Origin of the sequence: Pseudomonas sp. EL_65y_Pfl2_R96 (genome assembly GCF_963970905.1) — a bacterium.
GTDB lineage: Bacteria > Pseudomonadota > Gammaproteobacteria > Pseudomonadales > Pseudomonadaceae > Aquipseudomonas.
Window position 1 is genome coordinate 27,642 of the sequence record NZ_CAXAQH010000024.1, and the last position, 18,919, is coordinate 46,560.

At 58.8% G+C, this 18,919-nt stretch carries 17 protein-coding genes and 4 tRNA genes; 10 read left to right on the plus strand and 11 right to left on the minus strand.

Annotated features, from left to right (window positions below):
- Positions 1-66 precede the first annotated feature (66 nt).
- The 5 genes from clpB to AACY49_RS21590 all read left to right on the plus strand — a co-directional run bounded on the left by clpB (position 67) and on the right by AACY49_RS21590 (position 3,345).
- Positions 67-2,631 (plus strand): ATP-dependent chaperone ClpB, encoded by a 2,565-nt coding sequence (clpB, locus tag AACY49_RS21570; protein ID WP_339526285.1) that lies wholly within the window; start codon positions 67-69, stop codon positions 2,629-2,631.
- Positions 2,632-2,930: 299 nt separating this feature from the next.
- Positions 2,931-3,006: transfer RNA gene (locus tag AACY49_RS21575), tRNA-Asn, on the plus strand.
- Between the two features lie 9 nt (positions 3,007-3,015).
- Positions 3,016-3,092: transfer RNA gene (locus tag AACY49_RS21580), tRNA-Pro, on the plus strand.
- 5 nt (positions 3,093-3,097) lie between these two features.
- Positions 3,098-3,173: transfer RNA gene (locus tag AACY49_RS21585), tRNA-Lys, on the plus strand.
- A 95-nt stretch (positions 3,174-3,268) separates the two neighbouring features.
- Positions 3,269-3,345: transfer RNA gene (locus AACY49_RS21590), tRNA-Pro, on the plus strand.
- A 106-nt stretch (positions 3,346-3,451) separates the two neighbouring features.
- On the opposite strand, the gene AACY49_RS21595 is transcribed toward AACY49_RS21590, so the two are convergent.
- The 4 genes from AACY49_RS21595 to AACY49_RS21610 form a co-directional block, all read right to left on the minus strand.
- Positions 3,452-3,853 carry an HvfA family oxazolone/thioamide-modified RiPP metallophore gene (locus tag AACY49_RS21595; protein WP_339526286.1) on the minus strand — a complete coding sequence of 134 codons (402 nt, stop codon included), beginning with the start codon at positions 3,851-3,853 and terminating at the stop codon, positions 3,452-3,454.
- A 339-nt stretch (positions 3,854-4,192) separates the two neighbouring features.
- Positions 4,193-5,491, minus strand: coding sequence for an NAD(P)/FAD-dependent oxidoreductase (locus AACY49_RS21600; RefSeq protein WP_339526288.1), 1,299 nt, complete (start codon positions 5,489-5,491; stop codon positions 4,193-4,195).
- Positions 5,492-5,551: 60 nt separating this feature from the next.
- Positions 5,552-5,725: a DUF3094 domain-containing protein gene (locus AACY49_RS21605; protein WP_007938396.1), complete on the minus strand. Its 174-nt coding sequence runs from the start codon at positions 5,723-5,725 to the stop codon at positions 5,552-5,554.
- Positions 5,726-5,868: 143 nt separating this feature from the next.
- The gene (locus tag AACY49_RS21610) at positions 5,869-6,495 is read right to left on the minus strand and encodes a DUF1780 domain-containing protein (protein ID WP_123357369.1); all 627 of its coding nucleotides are present in this window, start codon (positions 6,493-6,495) and stop codon (positions 5,869-5,871) included.
- A 129-nt stretch (positions 6,496-6,624) separates the two neighbouring features.
- On the opposite strand from AACY49_RS21610, the gene AACY49_RS21615 reads away from it, so the two are divergent.
- Positions 6,625-7,092 carry an FAD/FMN-containing dehydrogenase gene (locus AACY49_RS21615; RefSeq protein WP_258699023.1) on the plus strand — a complete coding sequence of 156 codons (468 nt, stop codon included), beginning with the start codon at positions 6,625-6,627 and terminating at the stop codon, positions 7,090-7,092.
- Between the two features lie 11 nt (positions 7,093-7,103).
- On the opposite strand, the gene AACY49_RS21620 is transcribed toward AACY49_RS21615, so the two are convergent.
- From AACY49_RS21620 to ppk2, 4 genes are all read right to left on the minus strand, one after another.
- Positions 7,104-7,550, minus strand: a complete 447-nt coding sequence (locus tag AACY49_RS21620; protein WP_258699024.1) for a potassium channel family protein — start codon at positions 7,548-7,550, stop codon at positions 7,104-7,106.
- 22 nt (positions 7,551-7,572) lie between these two features.
- Positions 7,573-8,673: an AI-2E family transporter gene (locus AACY49_RS21625; protein ID WP_258699025.1), complete on the minus strand. Its 1,101-nt coding sequence runs from the start codon at positions 8,671-8,673 to the stop codon at positions 7,573-7,575.
- Between the two features lie 108 nt (positions 8,674-8,781).
- On the minus strand, positions 8,782-10,560 hold the full coding sequence (locus AACY49_RS21630; RefSeq protein ID WP_339526354.1) for a SulP family inorganic anion transporter: 1,779 nt from the start codon (positions 10,558-10,560) through the stop codon (positions 8,782-8,784).
- Positions 10,561-10,609: 49 nt separating this feature from the next.
- The gene (gene ppk2 / locus AACY49_RS21635) at positions 10,610-11,434 is read right to left on the minus strand and encodes a polyphosphate kinase 2 (RefSeq protein WP_339526293.1); all 825 of its coding nucleotides are present in this window, start codon (positions 11,432-11,434) and stop codon (positions 10,610-10,612) included.
- Between the two features lie 364 nt (positions 11,435-11,798).
- Between ppk2 and AACY49_RS21640 the strand changes: the two genes are divergently transcribed.
- Genes AACY49_RS21640 through AACY49_RS21650 form a run of 3 tightly spaced genes read left to right on the plus strand, consistent with a single transcriptional unit; the run spans position 11,799 to position 15,649 of the window.
- Positions 11,799-13,139 carry an aromatic acid/H+ symport family MFS transporter gene (locus tag AACY49_RS21640; protein ID WP_339526295.1) on the plus strand — a complete coding sequence of 447 codons (1,341 nt, stop codon included), beginning with the start codon at positions 11,799-11,801 and terminating at the stop codon, positions 13,137-13,139.
- A 3-nt stretch (positions 13,140-13,142) separates the two neighbouring features.
- Positions 13,143-14,363, plus strand: a complete 1,221-nt coding sequence (locus tag AACY49_RS21645; RefSeq protein WP_258699028.1) for a benzoate/H(+) symporter BenE family transporter — start codon at positions 13,143-13,145, stop codon at positions 14,361-14,363.
- A gap of 17 nt (positions 14,364-14,380) precedes the next feature.
- On the plus strand, positions 14,381-15,649 hold the full coding sequence (locus AACY49_RS21650; protein ID WP_339526297.1) for an OprD family porin: 1,269 nt from the start codon (positions 14,381-14,383) through the stop codon (positions 15,647-15,649).
- 8 nt (positions 15,650-15,657) lie between these two features.
- On the opposite strand, the gene AACY49_RS21655 is transcribed toward AACY49_RS21650, so the two are convergent.
- Entirely contained in the window at positions 15,658-15,900 is a 243-nt protein-coding gene (locus AACY49_RS21655; RefSeq protein ID WP_339526299.1) for a DUF2790 domain-containing protein, read from the minus strand.
- Positions 15,901-16,021: 121 nt separating this feature from the next.
- On the opposite strand from AACY49_RS21655, the gene AACY49_RS21660 reads away from it, so the two are divergent.
- A complete protein-coding gene (locus AACY49_RS21660) occupies positions 16,022-16,954 on the plus strand; it encodes a LysR family transcriptional regulator (protein ID WP_339526301.1) in 933 nt (310 codons plus the stop codon).
- An 8-nt stretch (positions 16,955-16,962) separates the two neighbouring features.
- Here the strand turns inward: AACY49_RS21660 and dctM are convergent, their stop codons facing one another.
- Together dctM and AACY49_RS21670 are read right to left on the minus strand one after the other, a co-directional pair.
- On the minus strand, positions 16,963-18,246 hold the full coding sequence (gene dctM, locus AACY49_RS21665) for a C4-dicarboxylate TRAP transporter large permease protein DctM (RefSeq protein WP_339526303.1): 1,284 nt from the start codon (positions 18,244-18,246) through the stop codon (positions 16,963-16,965).
- Positions 18,243-18,875 (minus strand): TRAP transporter small permease, encoded by a 633-nt coding sequence (locus AACY49_RS21670; protein ID WP_339526305.1) that lies wholly within the window; start codon positions 18,873-18,875, stop codon positions 18,243-18,245. The genes dctM and AACY49_RS21670 overlap by 4 nt, the downstream gene beginning before the upstream one ends.
- Positions 18,876-18,919 lie beyond the last annotated feature (44 nt).

Sequence of the window (18,919 nt, forward strand, 5' to 3'; positions counted from 1 at the left end):
GGTATCCGGCAGGCTTCTTCATTCAGGATGTTTATAGGTCCGGCCTGCTCAAAAGGAAGGTGACCCATGCGTATAGACCGTTTAACCAGCAAGTTGCAGTTAGCCTTGTCCGACGCCCAATCCCTGGCCGTCGGTCTGGACCATCCGGCCATTGAGCCGGCGCATTTGATGCAGGCCATGCTTGAACAACAGGGTGGTTCGATCAAACCCCTGCTGATGCAGGTTGGTTTCGACGTCAACAGCTTGCGTAAAGAACTGACCAAAGCGCTCGATCAACTGCCGAAAATCCAGAACCCGACCGGCGACGTGAATATGTCGCAGGATCTGGCGCGCCTGCTCAATCAGGCCGATCGCCTGGCCCAGCAGAAGGGCGACCAATTCATCTCCAGTGAATTGGTTCTGCTCGCCGCCATGGATGAGAACAGCAAGCTGGGCAAGTTGCTGCTTGGTCAGGGCGTGAGCAAAAAAGCTCTGGAAAACGCGATCAATAACCTGCGCGGCGGTGAGGCAGTCAATGACGCCAACCACGAAGAGTCGCGTCAGGCGCTGGATAAATACACCATCGACCTGACCAAGCGTGCTGAAGAGGGCAAGCTCGATCCGGTGATTGGCCGTGACGACGAAATTCGCCGCACCATTCAGGTTCTGCAACGCCGTACCAAGAACAACCCGGTGCTGATCGGTGAGCCTGGCGTGGGTAAAACCGCCATTGCCGAAGGCCTGGCTCAGCGCATCATCAACGGTGAAGTGCCGGATGGCCTGAAAGGCAAGCGTCTGCTGTCTCTGGACATGGGGGCGCTGATTGCCGGTGCCAAGTACCGCGGCGAGTTCGAAGAACGCCTCAAGTCTCTGCTCAACGAACTGTCGAAGCAGGAAGGGCAGATCATTCTGTTCATCGACGAATTGCACACCATGGTCGGTGCGGGCAAGGGCGAAGGCTCGATGGACGCCGGCAACATGCTCAAACCGGCATTGGCTCGCGGTGAGTTGCACTGCGTCGGCGCGACCACGCTCAACGAGTATCGCCAATATATAGAGAAGGACGCGGCCCTCGAACGGCGCTTCCAGAAAGTCCTGGTGGACGAGCCGAGCGAAGAAGACACCATCGCCATCCTGCGTGGCCTGAAAGAGCGTTACGAGGTTCACCACAAGGTGGCGATCACCGACGGCGCAATCATCGCCGCGGCCAAGCTCAGTCATCGCTACATCACTGACCGCCAGCTGCCGGACAAGGCCATCGACCTGATCGACGAAGCCGCCAGCCGCATCCGCATGGAAATCGATTCCAAACCGGAAGTGCTGGACCGTCTGGAGCGTCGCCTGATTCAGCTGAAGGTGGAATCCCAGGCGCTGAAGAAAGAAAGCGACGAAGCGGCGATAAAACGTCTGGAAAAACTGCAGGAAGAAATCGTTCGCCACGAGCGTGAGTATTCGGACCTCGAAGAAATCTGGAACTCGGAAAAAGCCGAAGTCCAGGGTTCGGCGCAGATCCAGCAGAAAATCGAACAGTCCCGTCAGGAACTGGAAGCCGCGCGCCGTAAAGGCGACCTGAACCGCATGGCCGAGCTGCAATACGGGGTGATCCCGGACCTGGAGCGCAGCCTGCAAATGGTCGACCAGCACGGCAAAAGCGAAAACCAGTTGCTGCGCAGCAAGGTGACTGAAGAAGAGATCGCTGAAGTCGTGTCGAAGTGGACCGGCATCCCCGTGGCGAAAATGCTCGAGGGCGAGCGCGAAAAACTGATGAAGATGGAAAGCCTGTTGCACCAGCGTGTAATCGGTCAGGACGAAGCGGTGATCGCCGTCTCCAACGCCGTGCGGCGTTCCCGTGCCGGGCTGTCCGATCCGAATCGCCCGAGCGGTTCTTTCATGTTCCTCGGCCCGACCGGTGTCGGTAAAACCGAGTTGTGCAAGGCGCTGGCCGAGTTCCTGTTCGATACCGAAGAGGCAATGGTGCGGATCGACATGTCCGAGTTCATGGAGAAACATTCCGTGGCTCGTCTGATCGGCGCGCCACCAGGCTACGTGGGCTATGAGGAGGGCGGTTACCTGACCGAGGCGGTGCGTCGCAAGCCTTACTCGGTGATCCTCCTGGATGAGGTCGAGAAGGCCCACCCGGACGTGTTCAACATCCTGCTGCAAGTGCTGGAAGATGGTCGCTTGACCGATAGCCATGGCCGCACGGTAGATTTCAAAAATACCGTGATTGTCATGACCTCCAACCTGGGCTCGGTACAGATCCAGGAGCTGGTGGGTGATCGCGAAGCGCAGCGGGCAGCGGTGATGGATGCGATTTCCACGCACTTCCGCCCGGAGTTCATCAACCGGGTCGACGAAGTGGTGATCTTCGAGCCGCTGGCTCGGGATCAGATCGCCGGTATTACCGAGATCCAGTTGGGTCGCCTGCGTAGCCGCCTGACCGAGCGCGAGCTGAAGCTTGAGCTGAGCCCGGAAGCAATGGATAAGCTGATCGCCGTCGGTTACGACCCGGTCTATGGCGCACGGCCGCTCAAACGGGCGATCCAGCGCTGGATCGAGAACCCGCTGGCGCAACTGATCCTGTCGGGTCGATTCATGCCGGGCGAGACCGCCAAAGGTGTGGTGGAGAACGACGAAATCGTCTTTGTCTGATCCCCAGTGGCAACAAAATGAAAGAGGCCTCGCATTGCGAGGCCTTTTTTTCGATAGGCTGTTGAACTCAAAGGAAAATGCTTGTAAAGTGCGCCCCGCAGTAAGTCACCCCGAGAGGGTTTCTGCTCCCCAAGCAGGAATCTGAAATAAGTTGCAAATCATTAACTTGAAAGCAATTTAGGGGGTTGACAGAGGTGCTTAAGATTGTAGAATAGCGCGCCTCAGACACACGAACGCAGCGATGCGAACGGGTAGAAGAGGTGAAGCAAGCTTCACAGTTGTAAATTGAAATATGTAGTTCCGTGATAGCTCAGTCGGTAGAGCAAATGACTGTTAATCATTGGGTCCCAGGTTCGAGTCCTGGTCACGGAGCCAATTTCAAACCGGGGTATAGCGCAGTCCGGTAGCGCGCCTGCTTTGGGAGCAGGATGTCAGGAGTTCGAATCCCCTTACCCCGACCATTTTTGGGTCGTTAGCTCAGTTGGTAGAGCAGTTGGCTTTTAACCAATTGGTCGTAGGTTCGAATCCCACACGACCCACCATTTTTGAAACCAGTTAACGCTGGAATCGAATCTTAAGATCAGATGCCAAAAGCTCTGTTCGCAGAAGGCGCCTTTAAAGGGTGCCTTTTTTTTACCGGGGTATAGCGCAGTCCGGTAGCGCGCCTGCTTTGGGAGCAGGATGTCAGGAGTTCGAATCCCCTTACCCCGACCATATTAAAAATCCTCGTATCGAAAGATACGGGGATTTTTTTTGCCTGCTGAAAATGCAAAAAAGCCCCGCTTCTCGATGGAGAGGCAGGGCTTGGGCTTTCAGAGGTTTAGCTATTGTCTTTCAGGTGCTCGAACAAGCCCTTCGGCATTTTTTTGCCATTGGCTTCGTAGTTGGTTTTCACGTTATCAAAAGCCTCTTGTTCGTCGATTTGGCCGTCATGGTTGGTGTCGATCTTGTCGAAGTCAGCTTTGGGTGCCACTTTCAGGAATTCCGCACGGGATACCTTGCTGTCGTCATCGGTGTCGGTCTTGGCCATCGAGGCATCGCCGCACTTGCCTTCGCCACATTTGCCTTCAGGCGTCTTCACGACCTGTTCCGCCGATGCCAGCAGGTAGCCTTGAGTCAGTGGCTGCGAAGCGAATACGGAACCGGACAACATCATGCCACCGGCCAGGACTGCACCAAGCAGACCTACAGTGTTTTTGCCGAGAGTAGTGGTACGGGACATTACAAATCTCCTGGGCTGCACGACACAACCGCTCGATAAAGGACGCCACGTGAGTGCGGCAATGGCCGAAGCAGGCAGTGCCTTGCTCGGGTGTGGCCATTTAGCGGGCGTGGTGTATCGCTACTGTGTCGCGCAAGGGGGGCTTTGTAAGCGAAGGGATGTAATCGACGGGGGAGATACAGTGAGACACAGAAGTGTTCGCAGGTTGGACCTAGGCGCCTGCATCGCGGGCAAGCCACGCTCCCACAGGTTATCTGTCGACTATGGGATCTGGGTCCGACACATAACCTGTGGGAGCGTGGCTTGCCCGCGAAGAGGCCCTAAACAACGCCGAAGATCTTAATGCAGCTTCAGCCGCGGCTCAGTCCCGCGACCAATCTTGCTGCCCAGCATCAACATCGCCGTGCGGAACGCGCCATACAGCGCCATCTGGTGCATGCGGTACAGCGACACATAGAACATCCGCGCCAGCCAGCCTTCGAGCATCACGCTGCCGGTCAGGTTGCCCATCAAGTTACCCACAGCCGAAAAGCGCGACAGCGAGATCAGCGAGCCGTAATCGGTATATTTGTATTCCGGGAGGGACTTGCCTTCGATCCGCAGTTTCAGCGATTTGGCCAGCAACGACGCCTGCTGATGCGCCGCCTGGGCGCGCGGCGGTACATTGCGATCAGTGCCCGGTTGTGGGCAGGCCGCGCAGTCACCGAAGGCGAAGATGTTCTCGTCGCGGGTGGTTTGCAGAGTCGGCAGCACTTGCAGCTGGTTGATGCGGTTGGTTTCCAGGCCATCGATGTCCTTGAGGAAACCCGGTGCACGAATCCCGGCGGCCCAGACTTTCAGGCTGGCGTTGATCACTTGGCCATCGGCGGTAATCAGGCTGTCTGCCGTGACTTCGCTGACCGCGGCATTGGTCATGACGTTGACCCCGAGTTTCTCCAGGGTTTTATGCACAGGCCCGCCGATCCGTTCCGGCAGGGCTGGCAGTACCCGTGGTCCGGCTTCGATCAGGGTGATGTGCATGTTTTCCGGTTTGATTCGGTCCAGGCCATAGGCCGCGAGTTCATGGGCGGCGTTGTGCAGTTCTGCCGCCAGTTCGACCCCGGTGGCCCCGGCGCCGACGATGGCTACGCTGATCTGCTGCACCGCGTCGGTCTGCCCGGCGTGGGCACGCAGGTAGTGATTGAGCAGTTGCTGATGGAAGCGCTCGGCCTGTTTGCGGGTGTCGAGGAACAAGCAGTGTTGCGCCGCGCCTTGAGTCCCGAAGTCGTTGGTGGTGCTGCCGACGGCAATCACCAGCGAGTCGTAAGGCACTTCCCGCGCCGGTACCAGTTCCAGGCCAGCCTCGTCGTAGGTGGCAGCCAGCTGGATTTTCTTCTGCGCGCGATCGAGCCCGCTCATGCGCCCCAGCTGGAACTCGAAGTGGTTCCATTTTGCCTGGGCAACATAGTTGAGTTCGTCTTCGGAAGAGTTCAGGGAGCCTGCCGCCACTTCGTGCAACAGCGGTTTCCAGATATGGGTCAGGTTCGCGTCGACCAGCATCACACTGGCCGTGCCGCGCTTGCCCAGAGTCTTACCCAGACGGGTAGCCAACTCCAGACCGCCGGCGCCGCCGCCAACGATGACAATACGATGAGTCATGGGGATATCTCGCAAGGCTAAAAGAAATCGGTGCAGTCAACCGAGCGAGCGCAAGGCAGCTCATAGCGTCAGGTAACTGATAAGTCGGCTCAACAGGCCTAGACCAATGGTCACTGCCAGCACCACCACCAGGAGCATCCACGGCCGGAAAGGCCGGCGCTCGACTTGGTGCTGGGACAGGTGCAGGTACTCTTCGACATGCTTCTGGTCGTCGGGGTTCAGGCGGCTGGTCATATTGGGCCTCGTCAGGTAGACGTTGCTGAATGTGCAGACGTTACAGTGGTTTGTCTGCAAGCGTTGAACGGTGCATGTGACGCTTTTGTAACATTCGGCCAGTGATTGCGCCATCTTGTGCATGCCGGTATCTGTGGCGGGACTCACAGGCTGATCCCGACGTCGAAGACGATGCTGCGACCCAGGTTGCTGCGCAGGAAATCCGGGGCATCCGGGTGCGCGAACAACACTCGGGCGAAGGTCGGGCCGACCAGCGACAACGAACGCCAGCCCTGGCGCAGGTACTCGGTGGGCGGTGGAAAGTGGCTGTTGAGGTCCAACACTTCGCGCTTGAGGCTGGCGAAGGCGATGATGTCCAGCTCCCCCAGGTCCATGCCGCGTTCTTTGTAGTTGTGGGCTTTTTTGCGCAAGGTCGGCGCCAGTCTCAGCAGAAACTCATTGGCCGGGATGCGCCGGGGCTTGGCCTCGCGGCGCACCAGCTGGCTCAGGGAAAACGCGCTGCGCCGGCGTTGCAGCTCATCACGCCATTCGTCGTTGAGGCGCCGGCCCTCGTCGAGCACGAAGAACACCTCGAAATTCGCGTCGCGAAACAGCACGTCCGGCGGCTCCCCGGCGGGGGCAAACTCGTCGGCGCGATAGGGAATGTTCAGGCCTTGGAGCAGGCGCTGGCAAACCCAACGCTCACGCTCCCATTTGCGGGCATTGGAGAGGAACGTGTTGGCTTGCTCGGCCGCGATGGTCAGCAGGCGTAAATAATCTGAGTCATCCATAGGCCCAAGCTTAGCGTTCATTTGCGACAAGCAGAAAGCGTGAAATGGTAAACGGAGGGACTGAGCACTCGGAACGGGCGGTGTAGACTGATAGCCATTACGCATATGCGCTCGAACGAGGAGTAGAACGTGAAATATTGGCCGGTGTTATTGCTCAGTCTTCTGCCTCTTTGGGCCCAGGCGCTGGAGGTTGGCGAGCGCCTGGCGCCGTGGACCTTACTTGATCAGTTCGATCAGGCCTTCACATTCGATAATCAGACTCAGACGCTGCTGGTGGCGCGCAGCATGGACGCCGCAAAATTGGTCGACGCCGCTCTGCAGGGCCAGCCCAAGGGCTACCTGGAAGCTCGGCACGCGGTATTTGTCGCGGACATCCAGCGCATGCCTCGACTGATCGCGAAGATGTTTGCAGTACCGGCTATGCGCGATTATCCCTATCGAGTGATGCTTGACCGTGATGGTCGCGTGGCGCCGCGTTACCCCGGGTCCGTGGATAAAGTGCTGTGGCTGCAGCTCAAGGACGGTCAATTGGTGGGGAAGCACGAATACGCCACGGCGGCACAATTGCGTGAGGCGCTGGAGAAGGCCCGGCCATGATCGGCGCATGCCTATGGGCGTTCACGCTGCCGTAGCCTGTCCATGTTGTGCTTTATGACATCCATCACCGCAGCGGTCATCACCGCGGTGGAGACACCAAACATCAGGATTCCGTTGGCGGCCTCCAATGGGCCAAGCAGACGCCAGCGAGAGGACATGATGATGTCGCCGTAGCCCAGCGTCGCGAAGTTGACCGCCGAGTGATACAGCGCGGTGGCGAATTCGTCGAATTCGTTGAGCAGCATGAACAGCGCGGCCCAGATGGCGATCTGCACGAAATTACTGAACAGCATCAGCAGCATGACCATCGACAACAACAGGATATTCAGCCATTGCGTTTCAGGCGGTCGGGAATGCCTGAAATGCACGTATTGACGCAGGCACATAGTCACGAAAATGGCCTGCATTATCAGGCAGAAGAACATTACGGGAAGACCGGCCAGTAGATTCAACAGCATGGGAATATCCTCTGCCGCCGTGTCAGGTCTGTTCCTGGTCGTCTGGCCCGGGATCTTGCACTTGATCCACCCATTCCCAGAACAACTGATAGCCGACCGCGAGTATCACCGGGCCGATAAACAGTCCGAGGATACCGCCCGTGACCATGCCGCCCAAGGCACCGATCAGCACCACAGGCATCGGTACATCGACACCCCGACCCAGCAGCAGCGGTTTGAGGACGTTATCGACCAATCCTGCGACGAAGACATAGATGGCAAACACAATGGTCGCCGTACTGGCACCTTCGCTCATGAAAACAAAGACGATGACCGGAAGGGTAATCAGGGTCGCCGGTAACTGCATGATGCCAAGCAGCAGTACCGCCAAGGCGAGAAGTCCGGCGCCGGGGACGCCCATGAACACAAAACCGATGCCCACCAACAGCATCTGGATGAAGGCGATGCCGACAACCCCTAACGCCACTGCCCGGATGGTGGCGGTGCACAGATCGGCGATTTTCGGCCCATTGATCGGACCGCTGAAGCGCGTAACGATTCGCACCGCGCTGCGGTGGCCGCCTTCTCCATACGCTAAAAAAATACCGGCAATAATCAGGGCGACGATGAATAAAAGGAGCCCCATGCTGACACCCGCAAGCTTGCTCAGCAGGGAGAGGCTGACACCTTTGATCTGCGGTATGAACTTCTGAGCCAGATGGGGCAGGTCAGTGGCGGCTTGTGTCCATAAGTTATAAAGAGATTCTCCCACCAGTGGCCAACTGGCGATCGTGGCGGACGGCGGCGGAATATGGAAACTGTCGGTTTTGACCATGGTCATGACCCTTTCCACGGATTCCGCAAGCGAGGCTCCCAACAAATAGACAGGCACCATAAGAATACTGATGACGATCAATACGATCAGCGTCGCGGTGATCCCGTCCTTGTTTCCCAGTTTGCCTCTGAATTTGACTTGCAAGGGGTAGAGGGTGATTGCCAGGATCACCGACCACAGCATCAGATCGAGGAACGGGCTGAATATCTGGAAGCAGAACATCACCAGAACAGTAATCACTCCGGCACGAATCAGTACATCGAGCAGGTCTCGGGAAAAAACCTTTTCGAGAGTGGGTATGGGAACCATTGATTACCTCCTGTAGAGAGTGGCAAAGGCATGCGTTCGGTAAGCCGCGGGTGAGCCGGTAAACATGGAAACATTGATAAAACCCGTCGCTGAGTGTCTCCATGCCACTCAGCGATCCTCGTCCTCCCAATCCACCGGATGAATCATCAGATAGCTGTCGACTGCAGTACCTACTGTTGGAAAAAACGCCGTTTCGCCAAGCCGCGCGAAAAGCCCGAATCGCTTCAGCTTGTCCTTGACCGGGTCCTTCATCTCGGCCACGCACAACTTGATGCCCGCCGCGTGCAAGGTTTCGTCCAGCTCCGCCAACATGTCGGCGGAGGTCACGTCCACGCTGGTGACGGGTTCCGCCGCAACGACCAACCAGCGCACTGGCGTAGGCGATGCAGCCACGGCGTCGAGTACTCGGTCATGGAACAACTCGGCGTTGGCGAAAAACAACGGCGCATCCCAGCGAAACAGTACGAGGCCGGGTACAAGGCGCGCGTCGGGATAGCGCTTGATGTCGTGATAACCCTTCACGCCTTCCGCGCGTCCCAGAACGGCAGAGTAAGGGCGCCAGCCATCCCACAGAAATTCGATGACGGCGATCACGATGGCCAGGCCGATACCCTCAATCGCACCCAGCACGGCCACGCCGACGGTGCAGACGATTGACAGCCAGAACTCCCAACGCTGTATTCGATAAATGCGTCGCAGGTCGGTGACCTCAATCAGGCCGATGGCGGAGGCGATCACCACCGCCGCCAGTGCGCTGGTGGGTAAATCCTTCAACAGGTCCGGCGCCACCACTAGCAATAAGGCAACAGCAACCGCACCGATGACTCCGGTCAGCTGGGTTTTGGCGCCTGCGGCCTCCGCCACGGGCGTACGTGACGAACTGCTGCAGATCGGAAAACCCTGAAAAAATCCGGCGGCCAGGTTGGTGACGCCCAGGCCCACCATCTCCTGGTTCGGGTCCACATAGGTACGGCTCCGTGCCGCATAGACACGTGAGAGCACGCTGGTATCGGCGAATGAAACCAGGGCAACAGCGAAACCGCCGATCAGCACGGGGACGATGTCGGCCCTAGTGATCCAGGGGATGTCGAACGCAGGCAAGCCTTGTGGAAGAGAGCCGAGGACCGATATTCCAGCGCGCGCGGCAAGGTCCAGCACACCCACGACGACGGTCGCTCCCACCACGGCGATTAGAATGCTCGGTACGCGCTTGTTGCCCTTGAACAGCAGAATCACGGCCAGGGTGGCTACGCCGACCATGAAGGCGGTCCAATTGGTTTTCCCCTCCATGATCGCTGTAGCGATGGCCCACAGGTTTCTCAACGGGCCGTCGGATTCAATTGAAAAACCGAAAAGCTTGGGCAGTTGGCTGATCAATACCGTCAGCGCGATTCCGTTCATGTACCCGTAGCGGATCGGTTTGGACAGCAGCTCGGTGACAAAGCCAAGGCGCGCTATGCCGGCCAGGATGCACACCACTCCCGACACGATCGCCATCATGCCCGCAAGGGCGATGGCACGATGCGGGTCGCCGCCGGACAGCGGCAGGACGACGGCGAGGATGACAGCGGCCAGCGAGGAATCCGGCCCCAGCACCAGAATTCGGCTGGGGCCGAACAGCGCGTACGCCAGTAGCCCAACGATGGTCGCGTAAAGGCCATAAATGCCGGGTACGCCCGATGCCACTGCGTAGGCGATGCCGACGGGCACCAGCATCGTGGTCAGCACCAGTCCGGCCACGAAGTCGTGCCGCAACCAGGCGATTTTGTATCCACGTAGCGTGCGCAGCCCCGGCAGCCAGCGGCTCCAACCGGTGTCGCCGTCGGTATCCCGATGGACAATCCGTCCGGGTTCCGGGACGGGAGACGAAGAATCCGAATCGCTCATAGAACTGTGGCCCTTTGGTGTACAGCGCAGATCCGCTTGAACGTGCCGGTCAGAATTTTTCTGGAATTCGCCGCAGCGGATAATTCGGTTCACGATAGCCGCCTGATTTCTGCCGCTTGGGCAAAACCACCTTCGCGCGCGGTACATTCTTGTACGGAATGCGGCTGAGCAAATCAGAAATGATGTTGAGGCGGGCCCGCTTTTTGTCGTTCGAGTTGGCCACAAGCCACGGAGCATGGTCGGTGTCGGTCGCCTTGAACATGTCGTCACGTGCGCGCGAGTAGTCATACCAGCGGCTGTATGACTTGAGATCCATTGGCGTCAGTTTCCAGATTTTGCGGCCATCCTTGATCCGTGCCTCAAGCCTGCGGGTCTGCTCCTCTTCGCTGACTTCCAGCCAATACTTGAACAGCATTACGCCCGAGTCGACCATCATGCGTTCCATGAGGGGGGCCAGGCTCAGGAAACGGGTCACCTGCTCATCGGTACAAAATCCCATTACACGCTCGACCCCGGCGCGGTTGTACCAACTGCGATCGAAGATCACCACTTCGCCAGCCGCTGGCATGTGCGCCAGGTAGCGCTGTATATACATCTGGCTCTTCTCGCGCTCGGTTGGTGCCGGCAATGCCACGACCCGAAAGACACGCGGGCTCACCCTCTCGGTGATCGCCTTGATCGTCCCGCCCTTGCCAGCGCCGTCACGTCCCTCGAAGACGATACAGATCTTGATGCCCTTTTCTTTCACCCATTCCTGCAACTTGACCAGTTCGACATGCAATCGGCGTAACTGCTCAAGATAGGCTTTGTTCGTCAGTTTCAAGCGTTCGTCGGAGTTACTGTTAACAGGGGTTTTCTTCTTGTCCTTTGCCATGACCCAAGCCTCACATATGCCAGTCGCTGACTACCGATAGATAGACCCTGCAGGTGCAGCTATCAGCCTGCAGATTGCACATTGCTTCGAGCAAAACTGGCGCCAGTCGTGGACGAGCCCTCTGCTCTTGACGTTTAACTCCATCATCAATCGCGTGAGTCTAGTCCATGAATCAACCCTCTACAGGGTTGCAACAGACTCTTGGAGAACTCCTCATCCCACGCCCGGTTCAGGGCATTGCACAAAACGGATAGCGATCTGCGCAAAGCGGCTATTGCCCCGTGCCTGGCGTCTCTACCCTCGGCTGTACGGACGTTAGCCGCGTTACCGACTCTTAAAAAAACAACAACAAGAGATAGATGCCATGCGCAAGATCAACGTACATGAGGTTATCGACAACGCTCGATTCAACCGCTTTCACTGGATGGTGCTGTTCTGGTGCGCCCTGATCATCATCTTCGACGGATACGATTTGGTGATTTACGGCGTGGTGTTGCCGATGCTGATGAAAGAGTGGGGGCTCAGTCCCTTGCAAGCCGGCGCACTGGGAAGTTATGCACTGTTCGGGATGATGTTCGGCGCGCTGTTTTTCGGCCCGTTGTCGGACAAGATCGGTCGCAAGAAAGCCATCACCCTGTGTGTGATGCTCTTCAGCGGTTTTACCGTGCTCAATGGTTTTGCCCGTAACCCCACCGAGTTTGGCCTCTGCCGGTTCGTTGCCGGGTTGGGCATTGGCGGGGTGATGCCCAACGTCGTGGCGCTGATGAACGAGTACGCGCCGAAGAAAATCCGTAGCACGCTGGTGGCGATCATGTTCAGCGGCTACTCGGTGGGCGGCATGCTTTCGGCGGGGCTCGGCATCGTGCTGATCCCGAGTTTCGGCTGGCAGTCAGTGTTTTACGTGGCGGTGCTGCCATTGCTGTTGTTGCCGCTGATCATGTACTTCCTGCCCGAATCAGTGGGTTTCATGCTGCGTCAGGGGCGCAATGAAGAAGCGCGAAACATCCTGGAACGGGTTGACCCGGCTTACGTCGCTCACGCCAGCGATCAGTTGCACATGAGCGAAGTGAAGGGCACCGGCACCCCGGTGTTGCAACTGTTTCGCGAGGGTCGCGCGCTGCGCACGCTGATGCTGTGGCTGGCGTTTTTCTGCTGCTTGCTGATGGTTTACGCCTTGAGTTCCTGGCTGCCGAAACTGATGGCCAACGCCGGTTACAGCCTGGGTTCGAGTCTGTCGTTCCTGCTGGTGCTCAACTTCGGCGCCATTTTCGGCGCGGTCGGCGGCGGGGTGCTGGGCGACAAGCTCAACCTGCCACGCGTGTTGGCGGTGTTCTTCGTCGTGGCTGCGGTATCGATCACCTTGCTGGGCTTCAACAGTCCGATGCCGGTGTTGTACCTGCTGATCGCCCTTGCCGGCGCCACCACCATCGGCTCACAAATTCTGTTGTACGCCTGCGCCGCGCAGTTCTACTCCATGACCATTCGCTCCACCGGTTTGGGCTGGGCGTCAGGCATCGGGCGCAACGGTGCGATTGTCGGTCCACTGCTGGGCGGTGCCTTGCTGGGGATCAGTCTGCCGCTGCAACTGAACTTCATGGCGTTTGCCTTGCCCGGCGCGGTGGCCGCCCTCGCCATGACCGTGTTCTCCATCAGCAGCCGGCGCAGCGCTGGTGTCAGCCGAGCGCTGTCACCGACCGGCGCTTGAGTCATGAAGGCTCTATTCCAGGACTTCTCCCTGTCTGCTGCCGTCGCCGGATTCATCGCCACGGTGATTTCCTACGCAGGCCCGTTGGTGATCATCTTTCAGGCCGCCGAGACCGCGCAGCTCTCGCGGGACGTGTTGTCGTCCTGGGTTTGGGCGATTTCCATCGGCAGCGCCGTGCTCGGCATTGGTTTGAGCCTGCGTTACCGCGTCCCGGTGATCATCGCGTGGTCGGCGCCGGGCTCGGCATTGCTGGTGGCCCTGTTGCCGGGAATCTCCATGCCGGAGGCGGTGGGCGCTTATCTGGTCAGCAGCCTGATTATTTTCCTGGTCGGCGTGTCGGGGGCGTTTGACCGGATCATCGGCAAACTGCCCGCGGCGATTGCGGCGGCGATGCTGGCGGGGATTCTGTTCAGCTTCGGCACCGGGTTGTTCGTGTCCATGCAACACAAGCCGTTGCTGGTGCTGGCGATGTTTGCCACGTACCTGATCTGCAAGCGAGCGATGCCACGTTACGCGGTGTTGATGGTGCTGCTGGTGGGCTGTTCCATCGCCGCGTTCACCGGTGATTTACACAGCGAAGCGCTGGTAATCGGTTTGGCCACGCCCGCGTGGATCACCCCCGAATTCAGCCTGAGTGCGACCCTGAATATCGCCTTGCCGCTGGTGATGGTGGCGCTGACCGGCCAGTTTGTGCCTGGCATGGCAGTGCTGCGCGCCAGCGGCTACCCGACGCCGGCGAGCCCGATCATCGCCAGTAGCGCGTTGGGCACTGCGCTGTTGGCCCCGTTCGGTTGCCATGGGCTGAATCTGGCGGCGATCACCGCGGCCATCTGTACCGGTCGCGAGGCCCATGAAGATCCGGGCAAACGCTATGTGGCCGGGGTCGTGGGCGGGCTGTGTTACCTGGTGCTGGGGATCTTCGGTGCCACGCTGGTTTCGTTGTTTTCGGCGTTCCCCAAGGAGCTGATCGCAGCCCTGGCCGGGCTGGCGCTGTTCGCGGCGATTGCCGGGGCGTTGGCCGGCGCAATGGCCGTGCCGAGTGATCGCGAATCCGCGCTGGTGACCTTTCTCTCCACCGCGTCGGGCATGTCGCTGTTGGGTTTGTCCGCCGCTTTTTGGGGACTGATTTTCGGCATGGTCACGCACGTGCTGTTAAGCGCCCGCCGTCCCGTCCCACGCAGCGAAACCGCTGCGACTGAAGCACTTCAACCTGTCGATCAATAAAAATAAGAGAAAAAACGATGAAACAGATTCTTTCAGCAACCGGTTCAGTGTTGTCCATGGCTGTCGTCTCGAGTTTCTCCGCCGGTGCGGTGGCCGCCGAGGGCGGCTTCATCGAAGACACCACGGCCACCTTGCAGGCGCGTAACTATTACTTCAGTCGGGACTTCTCGGACATCGTCGGGGCCAATCAACAGTCGAAGGCCGAAGAGTGGGCGCAAGGCTTCATCCTCAACGTCAAATCCGGTTATACCCAGGGCCCCGTCGGTTTTGGTGTGGATGTCATCGGCCTGCTTGGCCTCAAGCTCGACAGCAGCCCGGACCGGGTCAATACCGGTTTGTTGCCGGTGCGCGGTGATGGACGCGCGGTGAATGAATACAGTCGTCTGGAGGGCGCGCTGAAGGTGCGTTACTCCAAGGCCGAATTGAAGGTGGGTGAGCTGCAACCCAACCTGCCGGTGTTGGCCTTCAGTGATATCCGTCTGCTGCCGCCGAGCTATCAGGGCGCAAGCATCAGCTCGAACGAGATCAATGGTCTGACCTTGCAAGGCGGCCACTTGAACTCGACCAGCCTGCGCAACGAGGCCGGCGACGAAAAGATGCAAGCCATGCTCGGTCATGTACCGCAGCGACAGGTCAGCAGCGATGGCTTCAACTTTGCCGGCGCCGATTACGCCTTCAATGACAAACGCAGTTCGGTCAGCGCCTGGTTCGGGCAACTGGAAGATATCTACAACCAGCGCTTTCTCGGCTTCAAGCACAGCCAGCCGTTGGGCGACTGGACCTTGGGCGCCAACCTTGGCTATTACGATTCGCGTGAAGACGGCAGAAAGTTGCTGGGCAATATCGACAACCAGGCGTTCTTCTCCTTGCTGTCGGCCAAGCGCGGCGGCCACACGTTTTATGTCGGCTATCAGGGCATGTTCGGCGACAGCGCCTTCCCGCGAGTGTTTGCCAACATCTCGCCACTGGGCAATGAAGTGCCGACCTACGAGTTTGCCTACACCGACGAACGCTCCTGGCAGGCGCGCTACGACTACGATTTTGCGGCCCTCGGCATGCCAGGGCTGACCAGCACTGTGCGCTACATCACCGGTAATAACGTCGACACCGGCAAGGGCTTTGAAGGCAAGGACCGTGAGCGCGATCTGGATATCGGCTATGTGCTGCAGAGCGGCAGTCTCAAAGGCCTCGGGATCCGCGTGCGCAACGTCATGGCGCGTTCTAACTACCGCAGCGATATCGACGAAAACCGCCTGATCCTCAGCTACACGTGGAAGCTGTTATGAGCCCGTGATCACAGATCCGTGGTGCAGTTACCCATAACCTCATACGTCACGCGATGGCTCTGGCCCTGATGATCGACATACTCCATGGTCGCAGGCACAACCCCGCAGGCGGTTGCGGTGTTCGTCACGGAAACCACCTTGGCGATGTCCAGCGGCTGCGCCGGGTTGTACGAGGTGGCGGCGGGCTCGTTGCCGGCGGCCAGGGCGGAGGTGGCGGCGAGGGTCAGAAACAGGCTGATCAAGGTTTTCATATTTCCGTACTCCGTGTTGATTCCGATGACTCAATTCTAGGCTTCGGCAGCGACCGATAAAGGGACCAACGCCTGATGCAGCCTTACATGAAACGTAACAGTCACCGCCCCTGGAGGGCTTATGGATCTGCTCAATAACTTGCGGGTGTTCGTCCGCGTGGTGGACAGCGCAAGTTTTACCGCCGCTGCCGATGCGTTGGACCTGTCGACCGCGCAAGTGTCGCGATTGGTGGCGGATCTGGAGCAGCATGTGCAAGCCCGCTTGCTGCAACGCACCACGCGCAGGCTGAGCCTGACCGAGGCCGGTGAACGGTTCTTGCTGCGCAGCCGGCATATACTCGAAGACATGGAGGAGGCAACGGCCGAAGCGCGTGGCGCCCATCTCAAACCCAGTGGACGGTTGCGGGTACATAGCATGAATGGTCTGGGCGTGTTGATCACGCCGTTGATCGCCCGTTACAGCGAGCTTTACCCCGATGTGGTGTTCGAGCTGACGCTGTCGCAACGCAATCCCGATCCAATGGAGGACGGGCATGATGTGGTGATTTCGATTGCCCACGAACTGGCCGATTCGCAATTGGTCGCTCAGGCTATCGGGCAGACCTACAGCGTGCCCTGCGCCTCTCCGGAGTACCTGCAACGGCGGGGCGTGCCGGACACACCGCAGGCACTGAACGATCATCAGTGCCTGCGCATGCTCGACCCGTTGTACAGCGATCAATGGGTGTTCCAGGACGAGCATGGCGAGTACGCCGTCAGCCCGGCCAAGACCTTTCAATGCAACGTCGCCGAGTCGATGGTCAAGGTGTCAGAGGCCGGCATGGGCATCAGCCTGATTCCGTTCTACACCGCGACGCGCCCCTTGAGTGACGGCACGTTACTGCGCCTGCTGCCAGCCTGGCGTCCCCGTCAACGCAATGTGTATGCGTTGTATCCGTCGCGGCGTTTTCTCGATGCCAAGGTCCGGACCTGGGTGGCCTTTCTCAAGGCCGAATTACCCAAGCTGTTCGCCGAACATGACGCGGTGATGAACGATCCGCGGCATTGGGCCTGACCTCTCGTTTACGTCATCCCCAGCGAGTTCGGCAGAACCAGAGAGATCCACGGTACATAGGTAATCAATATCAGGAACAGGAGCAGGATAATCAGCCAAGGCATGGCTGCACGGATGGTGGCGGTCAGTGACATGCCGGTCACCGCCGACGTGACAAACAGGTTCAGGCCTACGGGCGGTGTAATCAGTCCGATCTCCAGGTTCACCACCATGATGATCCCCAGGTGAATCGGGTCGATCCCCAACTGGGTGGCAATCGGAAACAGGATCGGCGCCAGGATCAGGATGATTGCCGAGGGCTCCATAAACGCCCCCGCCACCAACAATACGATGTTCACCACGAGCAGGAATGTTATCGGTGTCAGGCCCGCGCCGATGACCCAAGCGGTGATTTGTTGAGGTAATTGCTCGGTGGTCAGTACATGAGCGAAGAGCATGGCGTTGGCGATGATGAACATCAGCATGATGCTCAGCTTGGCGGATTCGAGCAGCACCTTCGGTGTTTCACGGAGCGACATGTCCTTGTAGACGAACAGCGCAACGAATGCCGCGTAGACCGCTGCCACGGCCGCCGCCTCGGTCGGGGTGAACATTCCGCTGTAGATGCCGCCCAGAATGATGACCATCAGCAACAGGCCCCAAATGGCCTTGCGTGCCGCACTCAACCATTCACGAACGGTCGCCCGTGGCATGGCGGGCAGATTTTTCCTGACGGCAACGATGTAGATGGCCACCATCAGTACCGTACCCAGCAGCAGCCCAGGCACGACGCCGGCCATGAACAGCTTGCCGACCGAGGTTTCCGTCGCCGCGGCATACACCACCATCACGATGGAAGGAGGAATAAGAATCCCCAGCGTGCCGGCGTTGCACACAATACCGGCACCGAACGCCTGTGGATAACCGGAGCGGACCATCCCCGCAATGGCGATGGAACCCACCGCGGCTACCGTCGCAGGGCTTGAGCCGGACAACGCGGCGAACAGCATGCACGCCAGCACCGCCGCGATGGCCAGACCGCCGCGAATATGGCCCACGCACGCGTTGGCAAAGTCGATCAAGCGCCGCGCCACGCCGCCCGTGGTCATGAAGGCACCGGCCAGCAAAAAGAACGGAATGGCCAGCAACGTGTAGTGCTCGGAGGTCTCGAACAGCTTGATGGCCAGTGAGCGCACGGAGTCAGGGCTGAAAAAGATGATCGTCAGCGAACCGGCCAGGCCCAGGGAAATGGCGATCGGTACACCGATAAACATCAGCACGAACAGGGCAACAAAGAGAAAAAGAATAGTCATTTCTTGTCATCCTCATGTTCGGTCAGTTTCATCACCTCCGCGGCCTCGTCGGCCAGGCCCAGGCCCGTTTGACGGTTTTGCACGATGCGCACCAGGATCTCGGCAAAGCGGATGAACACCAAGGCAAAACCCACCGGCACAATTAGCCCGATGTGCCATTGCATGATGCCGTAATGACCGAGGTCCTCGGCACCGATGCCGGCGATGAACAGCGTTTGAATCCATTCGAAACTGGCGACGCTGAGCAGGCCCGCATAGGCCAGGCTGCAGAGGCAGGCAATGATGCCAATGATTCGCTGAACCGGTTTGCTGGCCAGTTTCACCAAGGCATCGACACCGATATGGCCGGCCGTGCGCACGCCGTAGGACAAGCCAAAAAAGATCAGCCAGGCGAACAAGGCTTTGGTCAGCGATATGCTCCATGTCATAGCCTGGGCCATCCCCATGATGCTGTCGCCAATGGCGAACAAGGGTTCGCTGGCGCTCTGCCACTGCTCGGCGAGGCTGTAGAAAACGCTATAGAGGTTGTTAAGGATGACGTAAACGAACGTGACCAGCGTCATTGCCGCCAGCAGGAAGACGATAAAACCTTCTTCGAAGTGGTCCCAGATGCGCCGCAAGGCATTCATGAGTGGCATCTCCCGATCGAGTGACGACGATGAAACAGGGGCCA

Excerpts from the sequence above, each read along its gene's own strand:
- clpB (WP_339526285.1), top strand. The coding sequence starts at position 67 with ATGCGTATAGACCGTTTAACCAGCAAGTTGCAGTTAGCCTTGTCCGAC.
- AACY49_RS21595 (WP_339526286.1), bottom strand. The coding sequence starts at position 3,853 with ATGTCCCGTACCACTACTCTCGGCAAAAACACTGTAGGTCTGCTTGGT.
- AACY49_RS21600 (WP_339526288.1), bottom strand. The coding sequence starts at position 5,491 with ATGACTCATCGTATTGTCATCGTTGGCGGCGGCGCCGGCGGTCTGGAG.
- AACY49_RS21605 (WP_007938396.1), bottom strand. The coding sequence starts at position 5,725 with ATGACCAGCCGCCTGAACCCCGACGACCAGAAGCATGTCGAAGAGTAC.
- AACY49_RS21610 (WP_123357369.1), bottom strand. The coding sequence starts at position 6,495 with ATGGATGACTCAGATTATTTACGCCTGCTGACCATCGCGGCCGAGCAA.
- AACY49_RS21620 (WP_258699024.1), bottom strand. The coding sequence starts at position 7,550 with ATGCTGTTGAATCTACTGGCCGGTCTTCCCGTAATGTTCTTCTGCCTG.
- AACY49_RS21625 (WP_258699025.1), bottom strand. The coding sequence starts at position 8,673 with ATGGTTCCCATACCCACTCTCGAAAAGGTTTTTTCCCGAGACCTGCTC.
- AACY49_RS21630 (WP_339526354.1), bottom strand. The coding sequence starts at position 10,560 with ATGAGCGATTCGGATTCTTCGTCTCCCGTCCCGGAACCCGGACGGATT.
- ppk2 (WP_339526293.1), bottom strand. The coding sequence starts at position 11,434 with ATGGCAAAGGACAAGAAGAAAACCCCTGTTAACAGTAACTCCGACGAA.
- AACY49_RS21640 (WP_339526295.1), top strand. The coding sequence starts at position 11,799 with ATGCGCAAGATCAACGTACATGAGGTTATCGACAACGCTCGATTCAAC.
- AACY49_RS21645 (WP_258699028.1), top strand. The coding sequence starts at position 13,143 with ATGAAGGCTCTATTCCAGGACTTCTCCCTGTCTGCTGCCGTCGCCGGA.
- AACY49_RS21650 (WP_339526297.1), top strand. The coding sequence starts at position 14,381 with ATGAAACAGATTCTTTCAGCAACCGGTTCAGTGTTGTCCATGGCTGTC.
- AACY49_RS21655 (WP_339526299.1), bottom strand. The coding sequence starts at position 15,900 with ATGAAAACCTTGATCAGCCTGTTTCTGACCCTCGCCGCCACCTCCGCC.
- AACY49_RS21660 (WP_339526301.1), top strand. The coding sequence starts at position 16,022 with ATGGATCTGCTCAATAACTTGCGGGTGTTCGTCCGCGTGGTGGACAGC.
- dctM (WP_339526303.1), bottom strand. The coding sequence starts at position 18,246 with ATGACTATTCTTTTTCTCTTTGTTGCCCTGTTCGTGCTGATGTTTATC.
- AACY49_RS21670 (WP_339526305.1), bottom strand. The coding sequence starts at position 18,875 with ATGAATGCCTTGCGGCGCATCTGGGACCACTTCGAAGAAGGTTTTATC.